This window comes from Pantoea sp. PGP6 (genome assembly GCF_053474785.1).
Window position 1 is genome coordinate 1,087,291 of the sequence record NZ_JBQBMA010000001.1, and the last position, 21,647, is coordinate 1,108,937.

At 54.1% G+C, this 21,647-nt stretch carries 13 protein-coding genes, 2 tRNA genes, 3 rRNA genes and 1 other annotated feature; of the genes, 11 read left to right on the forward strand and 7 right to left on the reverse strand.

The window, feature by feature from the left end; genetic code table 11:
• Positions 1-234 precede the first annotated feature (234 nt).
• The gene (locus tag ACLIBF_RS05260) at positions 235-1,314 is read left to right on the forward strand and encodes a 3-deoxy-7-phosphoheptulonate synthase (RefSeq protein WP_031374780.1); all 1,080 of its coding nucleotides are present in this window, start codon (positions 235-237) and stop codon (positions 1,312-1,314) included.
• A 5-nt stretch (positions 1,315-1,319) separates the two neighbouring features.
• Complete coding sequence (gene tyrA, locus ACLIBF_RS05265) at positions 1,320-2,441, forward strand: bifunctional chorismate mutase/prephenate dehydrogenase (RefSeq protein WP_279811125.1); 1,122 nt, start codon at positions 1,320-1,322, stop codon at positions 2,439-2,441.
• A gap of 33 nt (positions 2,442-2,474) precedes the next feature.
• Here tyrA and pheA read toward each other — a convergent pair whose 3' ends face one another.
• The 4 genes from pheA to bamD form a co-directional block, all read right to left on the reverse strand.
• Positions 2,475-3,638: a bifunctional chorismate mutase/prephenate dehydratase gene (gene pheA / locus ACLIBF_RS05270; RefSeq protein ID WP_448309466.1), complete on the reverse strand. Its 1,164-nt coding sequence runs from the start codon at positions 3,636-3,638 to the stop codon at positions 2,475-2,477.
• Between the two features lie 22 nt (positions 3,639-3,660).
• Positions 3,661-3,785, reverse strand: a sequence feature (Phe leader region).
• On the reverse strand, positions 3,737-3,784 hold the full coding sequence (pheL, locus tag ACLIBF_RS05275; protein WP_193387678.1) for a pheA operon leader peptide PheL: 48 nt from the start codon (positions 3,782-3,784) through the stop codon (positions 3,737-3,739). (Overlaps the previous feature by 48 nt.)
• Positions 3,786-3,878: 93 nt before the next feature.
• Entirely contained in the window at positions 3,879-4,214 is a 336-nt protein-coding gene (gene raiA, locus ACLIBF_RS05280) for a ribosome-associated translation inhibitor RaiA (protein WP_031374783.1), read from the reverse strand.
• Between the two features lie 278 nt (positions 4,215-4,492).
• On the reverse strand, positions 4,493-5,224 hold the full coding sequence (gene bamD / locus ACLIBF_RS05285) for an outer membrane protein assembly factor BamD (protein ID WP_031374784.1): 732 nt from the start codon (positions 5,222-5,224) through the stop codon (positions 4,493-4,495).
• A gap of 130 nt (positions 5,225-5,354) precedes the next feature.
• Here bamD and rluD point away from each other — a divergent pair, with 130 nt between their 5' ends.
• The 9 genes from rluD to ACLIBF_RS05330 all read left to right on the forward strand — a co-directional run bounded on the left by rluD (position 5,355) and on the right by ACLIBF_RS05330 (position 17,127).
• Positions 5,355-6,332: a 23S rRNA pseudouridine(1911/1915/1917) synthase RluD gene (gene rluD / locus ACLIBF_RS05290; protein ID WP_031374785.1), complete on the forward strand. Its 978-nt coding sequence runs from the start codon at positions 5,355-5,357 to the stop codon at positions 6,330-6,332.
• Positions 6,332-7,060, forward strand: a complete 729-nt coding sequence (yfiH, locus tag ACLIBF_RS05295) for a purine nucleoside phosphorylase YfiH (RefSeq protein ID WP_279811128.1) — start codon at positions 6,332-6,334, stop codon at positions 7,058-7,060. Before rluD ends, yfiH begins: the two co-directional genes overlap by 1 nt.
• Positions 7,061-7,173: 113 nt before the next feature.
• Positions 7,174-9,759, forward strand: a complete 2,586-nt coding sequence (gene clpB / locus ACLIBF_RS05300; protein ID WP_176035899.1) for an ATP-dependent chaperone ClpB — start codon at positions 7,174-7,176, stop codon at positions 9,757-9,759.
• 473 nt (positions 9,760-10,232) lie between these two features.
• A 16S ribosomal RNA gene (locus tag ACLIBF_RS05305) occupies positions 10,233-11,772 on the forward strand.
• Positions 11,773-11,845: 73 nt separating this feature from the next.
• A tRNA-Ile gene (locus ACLIBF_RS05310) sits at positions 11,846-11,922 on the forward strand.
• A 142-nt stretch (positions 11,923-12,064) separates the two neighbouring features.
• A tRNA-Ala gene (locus tag ACLIBF_RS05315) sits at positions 12,065-12,140 on the forward strand.
• Positions 12,141-12,350: 210 nt separating this feature from the next.
• Positions 12,351-15,256 (forward strand): 23S ribosomal RNA (locus tag ACLIBF_RS05320).
• Positions 15,257-15,454: 198 nt separating this feature from the next.
• Positions 15,455-15,570, forward strand: a 5S ribosomal RNA gene (gene rrf, locus ACLIBF_RS05325).
• The 16S, 23S and 5S rRNA genes sit together here with 2 tRNA genes alongside, the layout of an rRNA operon.
• A 267-nt stretch (positions 15,571-15,837) precedes the next feature.
• Positions 15,838-17,127: an MFS family transporter gene (locus ACLIBF_RS05330; protein ID WP_031376445.1), complete on the forward strand. Its 1,290-nt coding sequence runs from the start codon at positions 15,838-15,840 to the stop codon at positions 17,125-17,127.
• Between the two features lie 20 nt (positions 17,128-17,147).
• Here ACLIBF_RS05330 and ACLIBF_RS05335 read toward each other — a convergent pair whose 3' ends face one another.
• The 3 genes from ACLIBF_RS05335 to ACLIBF_RS05345 form a co-directional block, all read right to left on the reverse strand.
• Entirely contained in the window at positions 17,148-17,465 is a 318-nt protein-coding gene (locus ACLIBF_RS05335) for a YfiM family lipoprotein (protein ID WP_279810594.1), read from the reverse strand.
• A gap of 26 nt (positions 17,466-17,491) precedes the next feature.
• Positions 17,492-18,847 (reverse strand): CDP-diacylglycerol--serine O-phosphatidyltransferase, encoded by a 1,356-nt coding sequence (gene pssA, locus ACLIBF_RS05340; protein ID WP_031376447.1) that lies wholly within the window; start codon positions 18,845-18,847, stop codon positions 17,492-17,494.
• Positions 18,848-18,964: 117 nt separating this feature from the next.
• Positions 18,965-21,622, reverse strand: a complete 2,658-nt coding sequence (locus ACLIBF_RS05345; RefSeq protein ID WP_031376448.1) for a bifunctional acetate--CoA ligase family protein/GNAT family N-acetyltransferase — start codon at positions 21,620-21,622, stop codon at positions 18,965-18,967.
• Between the last annotated feature and the right edge of the window lie 25 nt (positions 21,623-21,647).

Below are 21,647 nucleotides of genomic sequence, written 5' to 3' on the forward strand. Positions count from 1 at the left end.
AACAATACCCAGCAGTGTAAATAAAAACGTACACTTGAGTAAGGTTGGTGAATTAAGTCGATGAGTTTAATTAATTGATTTTTATCAATATTTCAACTTTTTGATGAGATGAGTAATTTAAGTGGTAATAAAAGTGTACGTTTATAGTTGTGTCATGTATTCGCTGTGATACAGTGTGCTCCATCCTCCATGAGGATCCCATGACCGCATACACGAGCAAAAAGGATCGCCATCATGCAAAAAGACGCGCTGAACAATGTGCATATCGCCGACGAACAGGTACTTATTACCCCGGAAGAGCTGAAAGCAAAATTTCCGCTGACCGCTGAGCAACAGGCTCAGGTTGCTGCCTCTCGTCAGACTATCTCCGACATTATTGCCGGCCGCGATCCTCGCCTGCTGGTGGTGTGCGGACCTTGTTCAATCCACGATACCGAAGCGGCTCTGGATTATGCTCGTCGTTTGCAAACTCTGTCTGAACAGTTGAAGGATCAGCTGTATCTCGTGATGCGCGTCTACTTTGAAAAACCCCGTACCACCGTCGGCTGGAAAGGGTTGATCAACGATCCTTACATGGATAACTCATTCGATATGGAAGCAGGTCTGCACATTGCCCGTAAACTGCTGGTGAACCTGGTTGAAATGGGTTTACCGCTGGCAACTGAAGCGCTGGATCCTAACAGCCCGCAGTACCTTGGCGATCTGTTCAGCTGGTCAGCCATCGGCGCGCGTACCACTGAATCGCAGACGCACCGTGAAATGGCCTCTGGCCTGTCGATGCCGGTGGGTTTCAAAAATGGCACCGACGGCAGTCTGGGCACCGCGATTAATGCGATGCGCGCAGCGTCAATGCCGCACCGCTTTGTCGGCATCAATCAGGCGGGGCAGGTTTGCCTGCTGCAGACGCAGGGCAATCCGGATGGACACGTCATTCTGCGCGGCGGAAAAGCGCCTAACTACGGTCCGGAAGATGTTACGCAATGTGAAAAAGAGATGCTCAAGGCGGGACTGCGTCCGGCCTTAATGATAGATTGCAGCCATGGTAACTCTAATAAAGACTACCGTCGTCAGCCTGGCGTAGCGGAATCCGCTATCGCCCAGATCAAAGATGGAAACCGTTCAATTATTGGTTTGATGCTGGAAAGCCATATCAATGAAGGTAACCAGTCTTCTGAGCAGCCTCGCAGTGAAATGAAATATGGCGTCTCTGTCACCGATGCCTGCATCAACTGGGACGTCACTGAAACGTTGCTGCGTGAGATGCATCAGGATCTGCAGGGAGTGCTGTCGGCGCGTCTGTCACACGAGGTGTAAGAGCAATGGTGGCTGAACTAAGCGCGTTACGCGATCAAATTGATAGTGTCGATAAGGCGCTGCTTGACCTGCTGGCCAGACGGCTTGAACTGGTCGCCGAGGTGGGCGAAGTCAAGAGCCGTTATGGACTGCCGATTTATGTTCCTGAGCGTGAGGCCTCCATGCTGGCTTCGCGTCGTAAAGAAGCTGAAGCGCTCGGTGTTCCGCCGGATCTGATTGAGGATGTGTTGCGTCGGGTAATGCGCGAATCCTATACCAGCGAGAACGACAAAGGCTTCAAAACATTGTGTCCTGAACTGCGGCCGGTAGTGATCGTCGGCGGTAATGGTCAGATGGGGCGGCTGTTTGAGAAAATGCTGCGGCTTTCGGGCTATACGGTGAAAACGCTGGATAAAGATGACTGGCCACAGGCAGAGAATTTACTCAGCAATGCCGGCATGGTGATCATCAGCGTACCGATTCATTTGACCGAACAGGTCATTGCCCAACTGCCGCCGCTGCCAGAGGATTGTATTCTGGTCGATCTGGCGTCGGTGAAGAACCGGCCGTTGCAGGCGATGCTGGCTGCTCATAGCGGTCCGGTGCTGGGGCTGCACCCGATGTTTGGCCCGGATAGCGGCAGCCTGGCAAAACAGGTGGTGGTCTGGTGTGATGGTCGTCAGCCCGAAGCCTATCAGTGGTTTCTGGAGCAGATTCAGGTCTGGGGCGCGCGCTTACACCGCATCAGTGCGGTTGAGCACGATCAGAATATGGCATTCATTCAGGCGCTGCGTCACTTCGCAACGTTTGCTTACGGCCTGCATTTAGCGGAAGAGAACGTTAACCTCGATCAGCTACTGGCGCTGTCGTCACCGATCTACCGGCTGGAGCTAGCGATGGTCGGACGATTATTTGCTCAGGACCCGCAGCTCTATGCTGACATCATCATGTCGTCAGAGAGCAACCTGGCGCTGATTAAACGTTATTACCAGCGCTTCGGTGAGGCGATTGCCTTGCTGGAACAGGGTGATAAGCAGGAATTTATTGCCAGCTTCAATCGGGTTGAACACTGGTTTGGCGATCACGCGAAACGCTTCCTGGTTGAAAGTCGCAGCTTATTGCGTTCGGCGAACGACAGTCGTCCTTAAACAGAAAGGCATCCCGCGGGATGCCTTTTTTGTCTATTCTCCCGGTTCGACCGGCACCACATTCTCACTGGGATAACAGCCCAGCACCTTCAGTGAACGGGTCATGGTCTGCAACTCCTGCAGCGCCTGCTGCATTCTTTCCGACTGCAGGTTGCCCTGAACGTCGATATAAAACATCTCTTCCCATGGATTGCCGTTAATCGGCCGCGACTCCAGCTTGCTCATGATCAGATTATGCTGGCGCAGCACCAGTAAGGCATCAACCAGCGCACCCGCCTGCTGACCCGTTGCCATGATCAACGTCGTTTTGGCCGGAACCTGATCTGAAACCTCGATTGCTTTGCGTGCCAGCACGATAAAGCGCGTATGGTTCTGCTGCTGGTTCGCCAGGTTACGCTCCAGCACCTGCAACTGGTAGAGTTCACCGCCGGCTTCACTGCCCAGTGCCGCCACTTTCGGTGAGTTAAGCGCCGCGACTTTCTCCATTGCTGCCGCAGTGCTTTCGGTATATTCGATTTTCCAGTGCGGGAATCGGTTAATGAACTGACTACACTGCTGGAATGGCTGAGGATGGCTGTAGACCGTCTCGATCTGCTGCAAGTCAGTAGGGCCATTGACCAGTACGCAATGGTCAATCGGCAGCGTCATTTCTCCGACGATCGATAAGCTGGTCTGCTGCAGCAAATCGTAGACGTCATTGATTGAACCTGAACTGGTGTTCTCAATCGGCATCACCGCGTAATCAGCTGCGCCGTTCTCTACCTGCTTGATAATGTCGTGAAACTTCAGGCAACCGCATTCAACCATATTGTCGAAATGACGGGCGGCATATTTGCGTGCCGCCAGATGGGAGTAAGAACCTTTAGGGCCGAGAAAGGCGATACGTGCCGCATGGGCATGCGGATGATTCAGGTTTTTTTGCAATAACGCCTGCTGGGTTAACACCGAGTCTTCGATCACCAACTGAAACAGCCGGGTGATGTAATGTGCATCCAGATTATGCGCTTTGCCCAGCACAATCAGGTTTTCCAGCAGCGCTCGCTCACGTTCGACGTCACGAATCGGGCGGTGGATAGCCAGTTTGGCCTGCGCAACTTCCACTGCCAGCAGGCGGCGTTCGGCTAAAAGCGTCAGGAGTTTTTTATCAACTGCGCTGATTTTATCGCGTAGCGCCAGCAGTGGATTGTCGGGATTCATAAGGCTCACCTGTAAGCTGTCCAATAAAAAAGCCTCCCGGTTGGGAGGCTTTGTTGTTCGTCTTCGCTTTAGTTTTCACACGACGAATGGCCTCCCGTTCAGGGGAAGGTAAAAAAGAAAGCGAAGAAAAACAGGTCATGTTTCATAGGTATGTCCGAAAAAAGTGTGTTCTGAGAGTAACCGTACTGATTTAAAGCTGTCAATAAAAAACGCGCCCGCAGGCGCGTTAACCGAATCAGATCAGGATTGTTCGTCAGCAGGGATAATGTCTTTCACGCTGGCACTGGCGCGGCGCGCTTCAGATTTATGCTGTACTTTATTCAGCTGGCGCTCGAGCTTGGCGATCAGATCGTTGATAGCGGTGTACATATCCTCGTGTTTGGCACTGGCCACCAGCGTCCCGTTAGGCGTATTAATGGTGGCATCGGCCACAAATTCTTTGGGCTCTTTGGACAGGACGATATGGGGATTAATCAGGTCGGTTTGCCATTTTTCAAGCTTGGCGAGACGGTCTTCAACATGGTTGCGGATAGCCGCAGTGATTTCCATTTGTTTGCTGGTAATGTTCAGGATCATCAGTCTTACCTCTCTGTCATTTCCGTCTTGGTAGGTCCAGCATAGCGCGATAAAGGGTTAATTGCGTGATTTTGATCACGAAAAAATGTCACTTTTTGTCAAGCCAGACAATTTGTGAGAAAGGCAGAGAATGTGGCCGAAAAGCCTTGAAGCGAAGCGATTCTCGCGGCATTCTTGATGAGTTAACTTGCCAGCAAATATCTGTGACTGGTTATGCAATAAGCAAAAAAAAGCAGCCCATTCAGGCTGCTTTTTTATGGCCGATAATCTACAGACGATCAGTGACTGTTCGCTGCAATGATTTTCGCCACTTTATCTGCTTCAGCGTTCAGCTGCAGATGACGGTAAGCATTTTCCATCAACGGCAACGCATCATGTGTTGCCTGCGTATCCGGATAATCGCGCATCATGCCCTCTACCCGGTTAACAACCGCGACATAAGCCTCACGCTTAGTATAGAATTGCGCCACTGAAAGCTCATATTTAGCCAGACGATCTTTCAGGTAGACCAGACGTTTCTGAGCATCAGCCGCATACTGGCTATTCGGGTAACCGCGCAGCAGCTGAGAGAAGTCGCGGAAAGCATCACGAGCGTGCGTCGGATCGCGGTCAGACCGATCGATACCAAAGAAGCCCTGCAGCGCCGAATCATCCAGCGCCATGTCCGTCAGACCTTTCATGTAGATGACATAGTCAATGTTCGGATGCGTCGGGTTCAGACGCATGAAGCGAGCGATGGCAGCCTGCGCCAGGGGCAGATCGGCATTTTTATAGTACGCGTAGATTAAATCCAGCTGAACCTGCTGCGAATAAGGACCGAACGGATAACGATTATCCAGCGCTTCCAGTTGCTTAATCGCGGCTTTAAAGTTACCGTCCTGCAGCTTTTGCTGCGCTGTAGCATAAATTTCAGAAGGCGGGCTGTCCGGTACCGCGTCATTTGAGCCGGAACAACCAACAAGTGCCAGGCTCAGTGTGGCAGCAGCCACCAGATGTTTCATACGCGTCATGACGAAGTGATTATCCTCAAAATGTTATGGCGGAAGCTGTCCGTATAGCTCCCGGTAATGACCAGGTACGATAGCACATTATATTAAACGGCATCGCCGTGAAAACCCAACGTTAACGAAGAAGCTGTATATGGCACAACAAGTTCAACTCACCGCAACGGTATCCGAATCACAACTCGGACAACGCTTAGATCAATCTTTGGCGGAATTGTTCCCTGATTATTCACGTTCTCGCATAAAAGAATGGATCCTCGATCGTCGCGTCACAGTCAATGGCGTAACGGTTGATACACCGAAAGAAAAAGTGTTGGGCGGCGAGCTGGTCGCCATTAACGCTGAGATCGAAGAAGAGCAGCGCTGGGAACCGCAAGCTCTGCCGCTCGACATTGTTTATGAAGATGAAGACATTATTGTCATCAACAAGCCGCGTGATTTCGTGGTGCACCCTGGCGCCGGCAATCCCGATGGCACGGTGCTAAACGCCTTACTTCATCACTATCCGGCGATTATGGATGTGCCGCGTGCCGGCATCGTTCACCGTCTGGATAAAGACACCACCGGTTTGATGGTGGTCGCGAAGACCGTACCGGCGCAGACGCACCTGGTGGAATCGCTGCAGAGGCGCGAAATCACCCGTGAATATGAAGCGGTCGCGATTGGCAACATGACCGCAGGTGGCACCGTTGATGAGCCTATCAGCCGACACTCGACCAAACGCACCCACATGGCAGTCCATCCGATGGGTAAGCCAGCGGTGACGCATTACCGCATCATGGAGCATTTCCGCGCGCATACCCGTTTGCGTCTGCGTCTGGAAACCGGTCGTACTCACCAGATTCGTGTGCATATGTCGCACATCAATCATCCGCTGGTGGGTGATCCGCTTTACGGCGGTCGTCCTCGCCCACCAAAAGGGGCATCGGATGCGTTCATTGCGACCCTGCGCGGTTTCGATCGACAGGCACTGCACGCCACTATGCTGCGTCTGTATCACCCGATCAGCGGTATCGAGATGGAGTTCCACGCAGCGATTCCGCAGGATATGGTCGATTTGATCGCAGCGCTGAAAGCCGATACTGAGGCTTTCAAGGACCAGATGGACTGGTGATGCAGATGATTATTCCTCAATGGCCGGCACCGGCGCGCGTCCGGGCTTGCTCGACGCAGCGTCAGGGCGGCGTCAGCCTGTCGCCCTGGGATGCACTCAATCTCGGCGGGCACGTGGGGGATAAGCCAGAGCACGTTGCACAGAACCGACAGTTACTGGTTGAACAGGCGGGTTTGCCAGCGATGCCACAGTGGCTGGAGCAGGTGCATGCCACTGATGTGGCGCGTCTGTCCTCGGGCGGCACTGAGCCGTTGCGTGCTGATGCCTGCATTACCGCCGAAGCAGGCGTGGTGTGCGCGATCATGACCGCCGACTGTCTGCCGGTGCTGTTTTGTTCAGCGGATGGAAGCGAGGTCGCTGCGGCGCATGCGGGCTGGCGGGGATTGTGTGCTGGCGTGCTGGAAAACACGCTGGCGCAGTTCCGTTCGCCAGCGCATCAGATTCACGCCTGGCTGGGGCCGGCGATTGGTCCGGATGCGTTTGAAGTGGGTGCCGAGGTTCGGCAGGCGTTTATGGAACAGGATCCTCGCGCTGCAGAGGCTTTTCGTCCAGCTGGTGAGAAGTTTTATGCCGATATCTGGCAACTGGCGCGCTTACGTCTGCAGGCCGTAGGCGTGCAATCCATCAGTGCTGACAGCCGTTGCACCTTCACCGAAGGTAACGATTTCTTCTCGTTCCGCCGTGATGGAATCACCGGGCGTATGGCAACTTTAATCTGGCTGTTATAACCTTACGCCATAAGACGGTCCAGTTAGCGTATTTTTTACTCAAATCTCAGGTCATTAACCTTGAAATTTTGAGGGATGACCTCATTTAATCTCCAGTAGCATTTTGACCTGTAATGGGAGGAATTATGCGTCTGGATCGTCTTACTAACAAATTCCAACTGGCTCTCGCCGACGCGCAGTCCCTGGCTCTGGGACACGACAACCAATTCATTGAACCTCTGCACCTGATGAGCGCGCTGCTTAAACAGGAAGGCGGATCGGTTTCACCTTTATTGACGTCAGCAGGTATCGACGTTGCCTCATTGCGCACTCAGGTTGAGCAGGCTATCGATCGTCTGCCACAGGTGGAAGGCAGCGAAGGGGACGTACAACCCTCATCTGACCTGGTTCGGGTACTGAACCTGTGTGACAAACTGGCGCAGAAGCGCAACGACAACTTTATATCATCTGAATTATTTGTTCTGGCGGCCCTCGACTCACGGGGTTCACTGGCCGATCTGCTGAAAGCGGCAGGCGCAACCAGTGAAAAACTCACCAAGGCTATTGAACAAATGCGTGGAGGGGACAGCGTGAACGATCAGGGGGCTGAAGATCAGCGCCAGGCATTAAAGAAATACACTATCGATCTGACCGAGCGTGCTGAGAAGGGCAAGCTTGACCCGGTGATTGGCCGTGACGAAGAGATTCGTCGCACCATTCAGGTTCTGCAACGCCGGACTAAAAACAACCCGGTACTGATTGGTGAACCCGGGGTCGGTAAAACCGCCATCGTTGAAGGGCTGGCGCAGCGGATTATCAACGGCGAAGTGCCTGAAGGCCTGAAAGGGCGGCGGGTACTGGCGCTGGATATGGGTGCGCTGGTGGCCGGTGCCAAATATCGCGGTGAGTTTGAAGAGCGTCTGAAAGGCGTGCTGAATGACCTGTCCAAACAGGAAGGCAACGTCATTCTGTTTATTGATGAACTGCACACTATGGTAGGTGCCGGTAAAGCTGACGGCGCGATGGATGCGGGCAACATGCTCAAACCGGCGCTGGCACGCGGTGAACTGCACTGCGTGGGCGCGACTACGCTCGACGAATATCGTCAGTACATTGAAAAAGATGCGGCGCTGGAACGGCGTTTCCAGAAAGTCTATGTGGCTGAGCCCACAGTGGAAGACACCATCGCCATTCTGCGTGGTCTGAAAGAGCGTTATGAACTGCATCACCATGTGCAGATTACTGACCCGGCCATTGTGGCGGCCGCGACCTTGTCGCATCGCTATATTGCCGATCGTCAGTTGCCGGACAAAGCGATTGACCTGATCGATGAGGCCGCTTCCAGCATTCGTATGCAGATTGACTCGAAGCCGGAAGCGCTTGATCGGCTGGAACGCCGGATTATTCAGCTCAAGCTGGAGCAGCAGGCGCTGAAGAAAGAGGCAGACGATGCCAGCATTAAGCGTCTTGAAATGCTGGAAAGCGAACTCGACCAGAAAGAACGCGAATACGCCGAGCTGGAAGATGAGTGGAAGGCGGAAAAAGCGTCGTTGTCCGGTACGCAGAACATTAAAGCCGAGCTGGAACAGGCGCGTCTGAATTTAGAGCAGGCACGTCGCCTCGGCGATCTCGCCCGGATGTCTGAGTTGCAGTACGGTAAAATTCCGGCGCTGGAAAAACAGCTGGCCGCAGCCACTCAGGCAGAAGGCAAAACCATGAAGTTACTGCGCAACCGCGTAACCGACGTGGAGATTGCCGATGTGCTGGCGCGCTGGACCGGTATTCCGGTGGCACGCATGATGGAAGGTGAGCGCGATAAACTGCTGCGTATGGAGCAGGATCTGCATGGACGGGTAATCGGACAGGATGAAGCGGTAGAGGCGGTATCGAATGCGATTCGTCGTAGCCGTGCGGGCTTGTCAGATCCTAACCGTCCAATCGGTTCGTTCCTGTTCCTGGGGCCAACCGGTGTCGGTAAGACCGAGCTGTGTAAGTCGCTGGCTAACTTCCTGTTCGACAGTGATGATGCGATGGTGCGTATCGATATGTCCGAGTTTATGGAGAAACACTCGGTGTCGCGTCTGGTGGGTGCGCCTCCGGGCTATGTCGGATATGAAGAGGGCGGTTATCTGACCGAAGCCGTTCGCCGTCGTCCTTATTCCGTGATTCTGCTGGATGAGGTGGAGAAAGCGCATCCGGATGTTTTCAACATCCTGTTGCAGGTGTTGGATGATGGGCGCCTGACGGATGGCCAGGGACGCACGGTCGATTTCCGCAACACCGTGGTAATCATGACCTCTAACCTCGGATCGGATTTGATTCAGGAACGGTTTGGCGATCTGAACTATGCCGAGATGAAAGAGATTGTCATGGGCGTGGTTGGACATCATTTCCGTCCAGAGTTCGTTAACCGTATAGATGAGGTGGTAGTGTTCCATCCGCTGGCGGAGAAACATATCGCGTCGATTGCCCAGATTCAGCTGCAGCGGTTGTACAAACGTCTGGAAGAGCGCGGCTATCAGCTGCATATCTCTGACGCGGCGATCAAACTGCTGGGTGAGAACGGTTATGATCCGGTATATGGCGCGCGGCCGCTGAAACGTGCGATACAGCAACAGATTGAGAACCCGCTGGCACAGCAGATTCTCTCTGGTACGCTGGTTCCCGGAAAAACAATCGAAATGGATGTGGAAAACGACGTTATCACCGCGCATCAGTAATGCAGCATGAAGAAAAACGGGCCTCAGGCCCGTTTTTCTTGTCTATTAGTGGGTGATTTGCTGGTTTTTTATTCATATTGCACGTAAAGTGAACGGTTAGTTAAAAAGTTGAAATTAGCACTTGTCAGCCTCCGGAAACTCCCTATAATGCGCCTCCACTGACACGGAACAACGGCTTACCGGCCGCCGGGTTGAGAGGCACAGGAGACTGCGCCGCCGGAGAAAAACTTCTGAAAAAGAGGTTGACTCTGAGGGAGGAAAGCGTAATATACGCCACCTCGCGACAGACGGTTAACCCGCTGTTCGCACTGCTCTTTAACAATTTATCAGACAATCTGTGTGGGCACTCGCAGGATTGATATCAGCGTCTCCGGACGTAAAAAATATCAAGTCTCACGAGTGAACACATAATGAAATTCATTATGACGTTTTACAGATGAGCACCGCTTAACGTGTTTAAGCAAATCAAACTTAAATTGAAGAGTTTGATCATGGCTCAGATTGAACGCTGGCGGCAGGCCTAACACATGCAAGTCGGACGGTAGCACAGAGAGCTTGCTCTTGGGTGACGAGTGGCGGACGGGTGAGTAATGTCTGGGGATCTGCCCGATAGAGGGGGATAACCACTGGAAACGGTGGCTAATACCGCATAACGTCGCAAGACCAAAGAGGGGGACCTTCGGGCCTCTCACTATCGGATGAACCCAGATGGGATTAGCTAGTAGGCGGGGTAATGGCCCACCTAGGCGACGATCCCTAGCTGGTCTGAGAGGATGACCAGCCACACTGGAACTGAGACACGGTCCAGACTCCTACGGGAGGCAGCAGTGGGGAATATTGCACAATGGGCGCAAGCCTGATGCAGCCATGCCGCGTGTATGAAGAAGGCCTTCGGGTTGTAAAGTACTTTCAGCGGGGAGGAAGGCGATGTGGTTAATAACCGCGTCGATTGACGTTACCCGCAGAAGAAGCACCGGCTAACTCCGTGCCAGCAGCCGCGGTAATACGGAGGGTGCAAGCGTTAATCGGAATTACTGGGCGTAAAGCGCACGCAGGCGGTCTGTTAAGTCAGATGTGAAATCCCCGGGCTTAACCTGGGAACTGCATTTGAAACTGGCAGGCTTGAGTCTCGTAGAGGGGGGTAGAATTCCAGGTGTAGCGGTGAAATGCGTAGAGATCTGGAGGAATACCGGTGGCGAAGGCGGCCCCCTGGACGAAGACTGACGCTCAGGTGCGAAAGCGTGGGGAGCAAACAGGATTAGATACCCTGGTAGTCCACGCCGTAAACGATGTCGACTTGGAGGTTGTTCCCTTGAGGAGTGGCTTCCGGAGCTAACGCGTTAAGTCGACCGCCTGGGGAGTACGGCCGCAAGGTTAAAACTCAAATGAATTGACGGGGGCCCGCACAAGCGGTGGAGCATGTGGTTTAATTCGATGCAACGCGAAGAACCTTACCTACTCTTGACATCCAGCGAACTTGGCAGAGATGCCTTGGTGCCTTCGGGAACGCTGAGACAGGTGCTGCATGGCTGTCGTCAGCTCGTGTTGTGAAATGTTGGGTTAAGTCCCGCAACGAGCGCAACCCTTATCCTTTGTTGCCAGCGATTCGGTCGGGAACTCAAAGGAGACTGCCGGTGATAAACCGGAGGAAGGTGGGGATGACGTCAAGTCATCATGGCCCTTACGAGTAGGGCTACACACGTGCTACAATGGCGCATACAAAGAGAAGCGACCTCGCGAGAGCAAGCGGACCTCACAAAGTGCGTCGTAGTCCGGATCGGAGTCTGCAACTCGACTCCGTGAAGTCGGAATCGCTAGTAATCGTGGATCAGAATGCCACGGTGAATACGTTCCCGGGCCTTGTACACACCGCCCGTCACACCATGGGAGTGGGTTGCAAAAGAAGTAGGTAGCTTAACCTTCGGGAGGGCGCTTACCACTTTGTGATTCATGACTGGGGTGAAGTCGTAACAAGGTAACCGTAGGGGAACCTGCGGTTGGATCACCTCCTTACCTGAAGATACCTTCCGGCGCAGTGTCCACACAGATTGTCTGATAAAAAGTAACGAGCAGAAAAAACCTCTACAGGCTTGTAGCTCAGGTGGTTAGAGCGCACCCCTGATAAGGGTGAGGTCGGTGGTTCAAGTCCACTCAGGCCTACCAAATTCGTACTCATGCTGCGTTATGTTTCCGGCTCGCATAGTTCACTATGCTGCGCGAAAACATGCCTTGCCTGAGCACGAATTGCATTTCTTACGGAATGTACTCGGTTGAGTGGTAGTAGTGGTCTCTGCAGTAACTGTATGGGGCTATAGCTCAGCTGGGAGAGCGCCTGCCTTGCACGCAGGAGGTCAGCGGTTCGATCCCGCTTAGCTCCACCATACCGTTTAACTGTTTTTTCTGAAAAATACTTCAGAGCGTACCGGCAACGGTGTGCTGCGAAGTATTATGCTCTTTAACAATCCGGAACAAGCTGAAAATTGAAACGACATGTCGTTTTCATTCTCCGTAATAAGAATGAAAGCCACGACATGTTCGAGTCTCTCAAATGCTTGCAACACGCAGCGCTGAAAAACGCCTGTGGGTTGTGAGGTTAAGCGACTAAGCGTACACGGTGGATGCCCTGGCAGTCAGAGGCGATGAAGGACGTGCTAATCTGCGTAAAGCGACGGTAAGGTGATATGAACCGCTACAGCCGTCGATGTCCGAATGGGGAAACCCGGTGCACTCAGTGCATCATTGCAGCATGAATACATAGTGCTGCAAGGCGAACCGGGGGAACTGAAACATCTAAGTACCCCGAGGAAAAGAAATCAACCGAGATTCCCCCAGTAGCGGCGAGCGAACGGGGAGCAGCCCAGAGCCTGAATCAGCTTGTGTGTTAGTGGAAGCGTCTGGAAAGTCGCAGGGTACAGGGTGATACTCCCGTACACAAAAACACACATTCTGTGAGCTCGATGAGTAAGGCGGGACACGTGGTATCCTGTCTGAATATGGGGGGACCATCCTCCAAGGCTAAATACTCCTGACTGACCGATAGTGAACCAGTACCGTGAGGGAAAGGCGAAAAGAACCCCGGCGAGGGGAGTGAAACAGAACCTGAAACCGTGTACGTACAAGCAGTGGGAGCCTTCTTTATGGGGGTGACTGCGTACCTTTTGTATAATGGGTCAGCGACTTATATTCTGTAGCAAGGTTAACCGTATAGGGGAGCCGCAGGGAAACCGAGTCTTAACTGGGCGTTAAGTTGCAGGGTATAGACCCGAAACCCGGTGATCTAGCCATGGGCAGGTTGAAGGTTGGGTAACACTAACTGGAGGACCGAACCGACTAATGTTGAAAAATTAGCGGATGACCTGTGGCTGGGGGTGAAAGGCCAATCAAACCGGGAGATAGCTGGTTCTCCCCGAAAGCTATTTAGGTAGCGCCTCGTGAACTCATCTTCGGGGGTAGAGCACTGTTTCGGCTAGGGGGCCATCCCGGCTTACCAACCCGATGCAAACTGCGAATACCGAAGAATGTTATCACGGGAGACACACGGCGGGTGCTAACGTCCGTCGTGAAGAGGGAAACAACCCAGACCGCCAGCTAAGGTCCCAAAGTCATGGTTAAGTGGGAAACGATGTGGGAAGGCACAGACAGCCAGGATGTTGGCTTAGAAGCAGCCATCATTTAAAGAAAGCGTAATAGCTCACTGGTCGAGTCGGCCTGCGCGGAAGATGTAACGGGGCTAAACCATGCACCGAAGCTGCGGCAGCGACACTATGTGTTGTTGGGTAGGGGAGCGTTCTGTAAGCCGTCGAAGGTGTGCTGTGAGGCATGCTGGAGGTATCAGAAGTGCGAATGCTGACATAAGTAACGATAAAGCGGGTGAAAAGCCCGCTCGCCGGAAGACCAAGGGTTCCTGTTCAACGTTAATCGGAGCAGGGTGAGTCGACCCCTAAGGCGAGGCCGAAAGGCGTAGTCGATGGGAAACAGGTTAATATTCCTGTACTTGGTGTTACTGCGAAGGGGGGACGGAGAAGGCTATATCAGCCGGGCGACGGTTGTCCCGGTTTAAGCGTGTAGGTGTGTGTTCCAGGCAAATCCGGTTCACTTTACACTGAGGCGTGACGACGAGGCACTACGGTGCTGAAGTGATAAATGCCCTGCTTCCAGGAAAAGCCTCTAAGCATCAGGTAACACAAAATCGTACCCCAAACCGACACAGGTGGTCAGGTAGAGAATACCAAGGCGCTTGAGAGAACTCGGGTGAAGGAACTAGGCAAAATGGTGCCGTAACTTCGGGAGAAGGCACGCTGGCGCGTAGGTGGAGGGACTTGCTCCCCGAGCCGAAGCCAGTCGAAGATACCAGCTGGCTGCAACTGTTTATTAAAAACACAGCACTGTGCAAACACGAAAGTGGACGTATACGGTGTGACGCCTGCCCGGTGCCGGAAGGTTAATTGATGGGGTTATCCGTAAGGAGAAGCTCTTGATCGAAGCCCCGGTAAACGGCGGCCGTAACTATAACGGTCCTAAGGTAGCGAAATTCCTTGTCGGGTAAGTTCCGACCTGCACGAATGGCGTAATGATGGCCAGGCTGTCTCCACCCGAGACTCAGTGAAATTGAACTCGCTGTGAAGATGCAGTGTACCCGCGGCAAGACGGAAAGACCCCGTGAACCTTTACTACAGCTTGACACTGAACATTGAGCCTTGATGTGTAGGATAGGTGGGAGGCTTTGAAGCGCGGACGCCAGTCCGCGTGGAGCCAACCTTGAAATACCACCCTTTAATGTTTGATGTTCTAACGTGGCCCCGTTATCCGGGGTGCGGACAGTGTCTGGTGGGTAGTTTGACTGGGGCGGTCTCCTCCTAAAGCGTAACGGAGGAGCACGAAGGTCAGCTAATCACGGTCGGACATCGTGAGGTTAGTGCAATGGCATAAGCTGGCTTGACTGCGAGAGTGACGGCTCGAGCAGGTGCGAAAGCAGGTCATAGTGATCCGGTGGTTCTGAATGGAAGGGCCATCGCTCAACGGATAAAAGGTACTCCGGGGATAACAGGCTGATACCGCCCAAGAGTTCATATCGACGGCGGTGTTTGGCACCTCGATGTCGGCTCATCACATCCTGGGGCTGAAGTAGGTCCCAAGGGTACGGCTGTTCGCCGTTTAAAGTGGTACGCGAGCTGGGTTTAGAACGTCGTGAGACAGTTCGGTCCCTATCTGCCGTGGGCGCTGGAGAATTGAGGGGGGTTGCTCCTAGTACGAGAGGACCGGAGTGAACGCACCACTGGTGTTCGGGTTGTCATGCCAATGGCATTGCCCGGTAGCTAAGTGCGGAAAAGATAAGTGCTGAAAGCATCTAAGCACGAAACTTGCCCCGAGATGAGTTCTCCCTGACCCTTTAAGGGTCCTGAAGGGACGTTGAAGACGACGACGTTGATAGGCCGGATGTGTAAGCGCAGCGATGCGTTGAGCTAACCGGTACTAATGACCCGTGAGGCTTAACCTTACAACGCCAGAGGCGTTTTTGAGAGACACAATTTTCAGCCTGTACCGGATAAAAATTAGCGGAAACGAAAGATTTTGCGGCGTGACAAGGCGCAGAGCGAGGACGTCAGCGGGAGCATACTGAAGTATGTGACCGGTGTGGCCGAGCGATGGCAACGCGGTCATGGCGTAAAAGATTCGTTTCGTGCACCAAGATTTGCCTGGCGGCTGTAGCGCGGTGGTCCCACCTGACCCCATGCCGAACTCAGAAGTGAAACGCCGTAGCGCCGATGGTAGTGTGGGGTCTCCCCATGCGAGAGTAGGGAACTGCCAGGCATCAAACGAGTGAAGAAGCCCCGCACGAAAGTGCGGGGCTTTTTTACGTCTGGAGATCGCTGATTTTCATTCCCGTCTGCCATTCTTACTTCCCCTTACTCAGGCAAAATCGGGACGTCCTGCTCTGAACAACCCGCTGATTTTGCAGCAATTAGCGATGTGGCTCACATTTATAATCTCAGAATACACCGCCTTTACCTCCGGTGGACTTAAATGCTTTACTCACTTCTTTAAATGCTGTTGATCAGCAAGGAACAGAGGCAAGGCATGACACCCATAAATAATAAAGATCAGACAGACGATACGAAAAAGCGCATCTGGGCTATCGTTGGCGCGTCATCGGGTAACCTGGTCGAGTGGTTCGATTTCTACGTCTACTCATTCTTTTCTCTCTATTTTGCCCACATCTTCTTCCCACAAGGCGATACCACCACGCAGCTATTACAGACGGCCGGCGTCTTTGCTGCCGGATTCCTGATGCGTCCTATCGGCGGCTGGCTGTTCGGTTACATCGGTGATAAGCACGGACGTAAAAGCTCCATGCTGATCTCAGTGTGCATGATGTGTTTTGGATCGCTGGTGATCGCCTGTTTACCCGGCTATGACGCCATTGGCATCGCGGCACCGATCATTCTGCTGCTGGCGCGGATGTTTCAGGGATTATCCGTTGGCGGTGAATATGGCACCAGCGCAACCTACATGAGCGAAGTGGCGCTGGAAGGACGCAAAGGTTTTTACGCCTCATTCCAGTACGTCACCTTAATCGGCGGTCAGCTGGCCGCGGTGCTGACGGTAGTGGTGCTGCAGTTTGTGCTGAGCGATGCAGAGCTGCGCAGCTGGGGCTGGCGCATTCCATTCTTCCTCGGCGCATTGCTGGCCGTAGTGGCGCTGTGGTTACGTCGCTCACTGGAAGAAACCTCAGACAAAAGCAGCCGTCAGCACCGTGATGCGGGCAGCGTGATAGGCCTGTTACGCAATCATACCCGTCCGTTCCTGATGGTGCTGGGCTTCACCGCCGGCGGATCGCTGAGCTTCTATACCTTTACCACCTATATGCAAAAGTATCTGGTCAACACCTCGGGAATGGATCCTAAGACCGCCAGCGGCCTGATGACCGGTGCGCTGCTGGTCTTCATGTTGCTGCAGCCGGCTATTGGTGCGCTGTCTGACAAAATTGGCCGTCGCACTTCAATGATGATTTTTGGTGCCGGTGCCGCTATCTGTACCGTGCCCATTCTGACCTTGCTGCAAAATGTCCAGAGCCCAGGCGTCGCGTTCCTGTTAATTATGCTGGCGCTGCTGATCACCAGTTTCTACACCGCCATCAGCGGTATTTTGAAGGCAGAAATGTTTCCTCCTCAGGTGCGGGCATTAGGTGTAGGACTCTCTTATGCGGTGGCGAATGCCATCTTTGGCGGATCGGCGGAGTATGTGGCGTTACTGATGAAGCAGCAGGGGATTGAGACCACCTTCTTCTGGTATGTCTCAGCCATGGGCGCGGTAGCCTTTTTGGTGTCGCTATTGCTGCACAAGCGGGGAAAAGGGATTGGGCTGTAACCGCTACTGGCTGAACCGGCTTACTGGCTAAGGTTCCATAAGGCGATGCCGCTGGCGGTACCGGCGGCATCCCAGGCAAAATCTTTCCAGCTCCAGCCGCTCCCTGACGGGCGGCTGTCATACCACTCTTTTCCCGCCCCGAGACTGAGCGAAAATATGATCCCCAGCGTATGACCTTGACGGGTAGAGAGATGCTGACGCTGACCGTATTCTGTTCCTGCTGCGGCCAGGACAGCAGAGGCAACGAAGTGCTGTGCTTTATCCCGCCCGGTCCACCGATCCTCTGCCATATGAGCACATCCACTACACAACAGCACTGCAAACAGCAAAATTCGCATAGCGGATGCCTCGTCGGCGGCGACGATTAAAGAATACGGCTGATTAACCGGTCGATTCGAATCCGGCGCAGACGACGTATCAATTTACGGACTTTAGCCGGGTAATCGGCAATGCTCTCCAGCTCGCGGAAATGCTTCACCACTGTGGTGTGCTGGCGAATCAGCGTCAGCTCTTTTTCGCGTTGATCGGCCAGCTGTTGCAGCGGATCGTGGATCAACACCGCATTTTCCAGATCGAGCCGCCAGGCGCGCGGATTGAGATTATTGCCGGTAATCAGCTGCCATTCGTCATCCACCCACATACCTTTCAGGTGATAGCTGTTATCACCATCTTTCCATAACCGCACCACCAGCTGATCGTTGGTGACGTAATACTGTAGCCGGCTCAGGAAGCGACGCAGGTTAATCTCATACAGATAGGGCAGCGCGCCAATAATTTTAAACGGCTGATCCGGCGCGATATAGAAGTCGTTGGCGGTCTTGTCGCCGACGATGATCTCGACCTGCTTACCCTGCCGCAGCAGATGAATAATGTTACGCACCAGTAAGGCCGGCAGGTTGAAGTAAGGCGTACAGATAGTCAGTTTCTGTTCGGCGCAGGGCATCAGGTGGAAGATAGTCTTATTGAGCAGGCTATGCTTGCCCAGGCCGACCAGCGGCGTCACCGCCAGCTCTTCATTACTGGCATTGCCCTCAAACTGATAATTGAAGCCGCGCAAATCCTGACGAAACTGACGCGTTTCATTTTTGATTTCCGGACTGGAAGGGCGCTCGGCAAAATCGAGCCGGTTGACGGCCTCAGCCTGCTTCAGGTTGAGGTTAATCCACGCGTACATGGTGTCAGCCAGCTGCGGGTTGCGGATAATCTGGTAGCGGTCATAACGATATTTATCATGCTGATGCAGATAAACATCATTGATGCTGGCGCCGCTGTAGATCAGTTCGTCATCAATGATGAAACCTTTCAGGTGCAGCACGCCCAGCGCTTCCCGGGTATTGACCGGAATGCCATACACCGGGATGGCAATATCAGCGTGTTGGGTTGCCAGATCACAATACCAGTCGGCATTGGTCAGGCCGCGTGCCGCGCCAATTCGCCCACGCTGCGCCCGGTGCCAGTCGACCAGGATAGAGATATCCAGCGCTGGCCGCGCCTGTTTTGCCGCATACAGGGCGTTCATCACCGCCCGACCTGCATCGTCGTTTTCCAGGTAAAGTGCAGCGATGCAAATACGGGACTGCGCTGCCGCGATTTTCTCCAGCAGCGTCTGACGAAATTCAGCAGGCGAGTAAAGCGTCGACACATCCGCAACGGATTGTGACAGTTTCGGCAACTGTGCGAGGTGTTGTTGGTGTTTATTACGTTTAAATTTAGACAACATCACAGTGCACTTCTTCTCTGTTCATTGCATGGCCTTTTGCCATCAAATCAGGGTCATAACGACAAATAATAACATCAACTGTCGCGATCCGGGCGTTTTTTACCTTTCTCTACAAGGTTAGCTTAGCGCATCCTGCAGCGACAGTTTGAGGCTGACAATACCGTCATCCAGTTGAATATCAACATGAAAGTTAAGTTTGCGCGCCAGGGTAATCATGCCGCGATTATGCGGCATAGTGATACCGTTCAATTGTTGCAAGCCGTGATGCCGGGTGTAGCGGATCATCTTTTCCAGCAAGCGTCGGCCCATGCCGAGGCCTTTGAGATCGGAGCGCACCAGCACGGAAAACTCGGCGTCAATATTGTCAGCATCAGAGATGGCACGCGTCACGCCAATGATTTCCGACCGTCCCTGCTGCTGACGTACCGCCACGATCGCCATCTCACGGTCGTAATCGATTTGCGTCATATTGGCGAGATCCTCATGCGTAAACTCGCTGATTTCACTGAAGTAACGGTAATAGAGATCTTCTTTGGTTACCTGGCTGATAAAGTCACGTAGCAGCGGTTCATCTTCGGGCAGGATAGGGCGGAACAGGCAGGTTTGCCCATCCTTGAGCTGAACCTGCTCCTCCAGATGTTGCGGGTAGGGACGTATCGCCAGGCGCGCTTCGTTATCGCCATGAAACGGTGCCAGCGTCAGGGTGACATCCAGCAGCGTAAAGTCGTTGCCCGCCGCCAGCAGCGGATGAATATCCAGCCGCTGAATCTCCGGGCAATCAACCACCAGGTTGGAAACCTGCACCAGCAGCTGGCTGAGGCCGGCAATATCCAGCGGATTCAGGGCGCTGCGGCTGCGTATTTTGCCGCTCTTGATTGCCTGAATCACCAGATAGCGCGCCAGAGTCATATTCAGCGGCGGCAGCGCAACGGCGGCTTGTTTATCGGCCTGCCACTCGACGCCGCCTTCGCCCAGCATAATGATCGGGCCAAACAGCGCATCCTGTTCCACCACCACCCGCAGTTCCTGAGCGCCAGCCCGGTTCGCCATGCTTTGCACCAGCAGGCCTTCAATCCGCGCCTGCGGTAGCGTCTGCCTGACCCGATCAAAAATGGCTTCGGCCGCATGTGCTACCTCACTGGCATTGCGCAGGTAAAGCATCACACCCTGCACATCCGATTTATGGGCGATATCCGGCGAGCGCAGCTTCAGCGCCACCGGATAACCAATCTGATCGGCGATGGCGACCGCTGCGGCACTGTCGCTGGCGATCCAGGTTGGCAGCGTTGCCAGCCCGTAGGCCTGCAGTACCGGCTGGACCTCGTGGGTATCCAGCGCCGTAATGCCGCGGTCGAGCGCCTGCGATAACAGCTGGTGGGCATGGGCGCTGTCCTGGGTCAGGCTGGCCGGCAGGGCAGGCGTTTCGCGCAGTTGCTTCTGATTGCGTCGATATTCGACCTGATGCATAAATGCCGTCACGGTGCCTTCGGGCGTGCGCCAGGTCGGGATCCCAGCCTGGGTAAATGCACGACGCGCGGCCTGGGAGGAAAATTCGCCGCTCCAGTTAGTCAGCAGGGTGATTTGCTTACCGCGCGGATGAGCAGCAATGGCGGCAATCAGACGCTCGGCGGTTTCAGTGGCAGGTGCCACCGCGCTCGGCGCATGAATAATCATCAGCGCATCAAGCTCATGACTGTCGAGCAGGCACTCCACGCAGGCCACGTAACGGTCCGGCGTGGCGTCATCCTTCAAATCCAGTGGGTTGCCGTGACCAGCACCGGCTGGCAGCAGGGTTTCCAGCTGTTGACGCATCTCATCGCTGAGCTGGGCCAGTTTACCGTTACGCGCATACAGTTCATCCAGCGCCAGCGCGGCGGGTGCAGCGCCGTTACTGATGATCATCAATCGCTCACCACGCAGCGGCCGCATGTGGCTCAGCGACTCGACGGCGGAGAACAGTTCATGCGTATCCTGCACCCGCAGCAGGCCAGCACGCTGAATGGCGGCGTCCCAGGCCGCATCCAGCCCGCTGTGGCTACCGAGCAGCGCCTGCGCCTGACGGCTGCGGCCGCTCTTGATCACCAGGATCGGTTTATTGCGTGACGCGCTACGCGAGGCGGAAACAAAGCGCCGGGCATCGCTGAGATGTTCTAGATAGAGCAGGATCGCGCTGGTTTTACCGTCGCGCGCCAGAAAGTCGAGCAGGTCATCGACATCAGTGTCGAGACTGTCTCCCAGCGCGATAAACCAGGAAAAGCCCAGGTTACGCTGTTGCGCCCAGTCAAGAATGGTATTGGAGACGGCGGCGGATTGTGAAATGAAGGCAATGCGGCCTTTGGCAATCGGTACCGGCGAGAAGCTGGCGTTTAATCCCTGCCACGGTGCCAGCAGCCCAAGGCTGTTCGGCCCCAGCAGACGGATCTGCCACTGGCTGGCGCAGGCCTGCAGTTCTTCCCGCTGGCTGGCGGGGGCGGAGAGAATAATGCAGGCTTTGCAGCCTTTTTCACCCAGTTGTTGCAGCAGTGTCAGATTACGTTTTGAATGGGTGCAGATAATGGCCAGGTCCGGCGCGAACGGCAAACTGTCGATATCAGGCCAGGCCAGCACGCCGCTGACGGCTTTGTATTTCGGCGTCACCGGCAATACCGGGCCGCTAAAACCACCGGCCAGCAGATTGCGCATCATAAAGTAACCGGCACGTCCCGGCGTTACCGAGGCGCCGATTACCGCAATGGATTTGGGTCTTAACAGCGCTTCCAGTCCGCGTTGGCTCATCTCGCCCTCCAGAGATCGGGATTTG

Excerpts from the sequence above, each read along its gene's own strand:
- yfiH (WP_279811128.1), top strand. The coding sequence starts at position 6,332 with ATGCAGATGATTATTCCTCAATGGCCGGCACCGGCGCGCGTCCGGGCT.
- rluD (WP_031374785.1), top strand. The coding sequence starts at position 5,355 with ATGGCACAACAAGTTCAACTCACCGCAACGGTATCCGAATCACAACTC.
- bamD (WP_031374784.1), bottom strand. The coding sequence starts at position 5,224 with ATGACGCGTATGAAACATCTGGTGGCTGCTGCCACACTGAGCCTGGCA.
- clpB (WP_176035899.1), top strand. The coding sequence starts at position 7,174 with ATGGGAGGAATTATGCGTCTGGATCGTCTTACTAACAAATTCCAACTG.
- tyrA (WP_279811125.1), top strand. The coding sequence starts at position 1,320 with ATGGTGGCTGAACTAAGCGCGTTACGCGATCAAATTGATAGTGTCGAT.
- raiA (WP_031374783.1), bottom strand. The coding sequence starts at position 4,214 with ATGATCCTGAACATTACCAGCAAACAAATGGAAATCACTGCGGCTATC.
- ACLIBF_RS05330 (WP_031376445.1), top strand. The coding sequence starts at position 15,838 with ATGACACCCATAAATAATAAAGATCAGACAGACGATACGAAAAAGCGC.
- ACLIBF_RS05335 (WP_279810594.1), bottom strand. The coding sequence starts at position 17,465 with ATGCGAATTTTGCTGTTTGCAGTGCTGTTGTGTAGTGGATGTGCTCAT.
- ACLIBF_RS05260 (WP_031374780.1), top strand. The coding sequence starts at position 235 with ATGCAAAAAGACGCGCTGAACAATGTGCATATCGCCGACGAACAGGTA.
- pheA (WP_448309466.1), bottom strand. The coding sequence starts at position 3,638 with ATGAATCCCGACAATCCACTGCTGGCGCTACGCGATAAAATCAGCGCA.
- ACLIBF_RS05345 (WP_031376448.1), bottom strand. The coding sequence starts at position 21,622 with ATGAGCCAACGCGGACTGGAAGCGCTGTTAAGACCCAAATCCATTGCG.
- pssA (WP_031376447.1), bottom strand. The coding sequence starts at position 18,847 with ATGTTGTCTAAATTTAAACGTAATAAACACCAACAACACCTCGCACAG.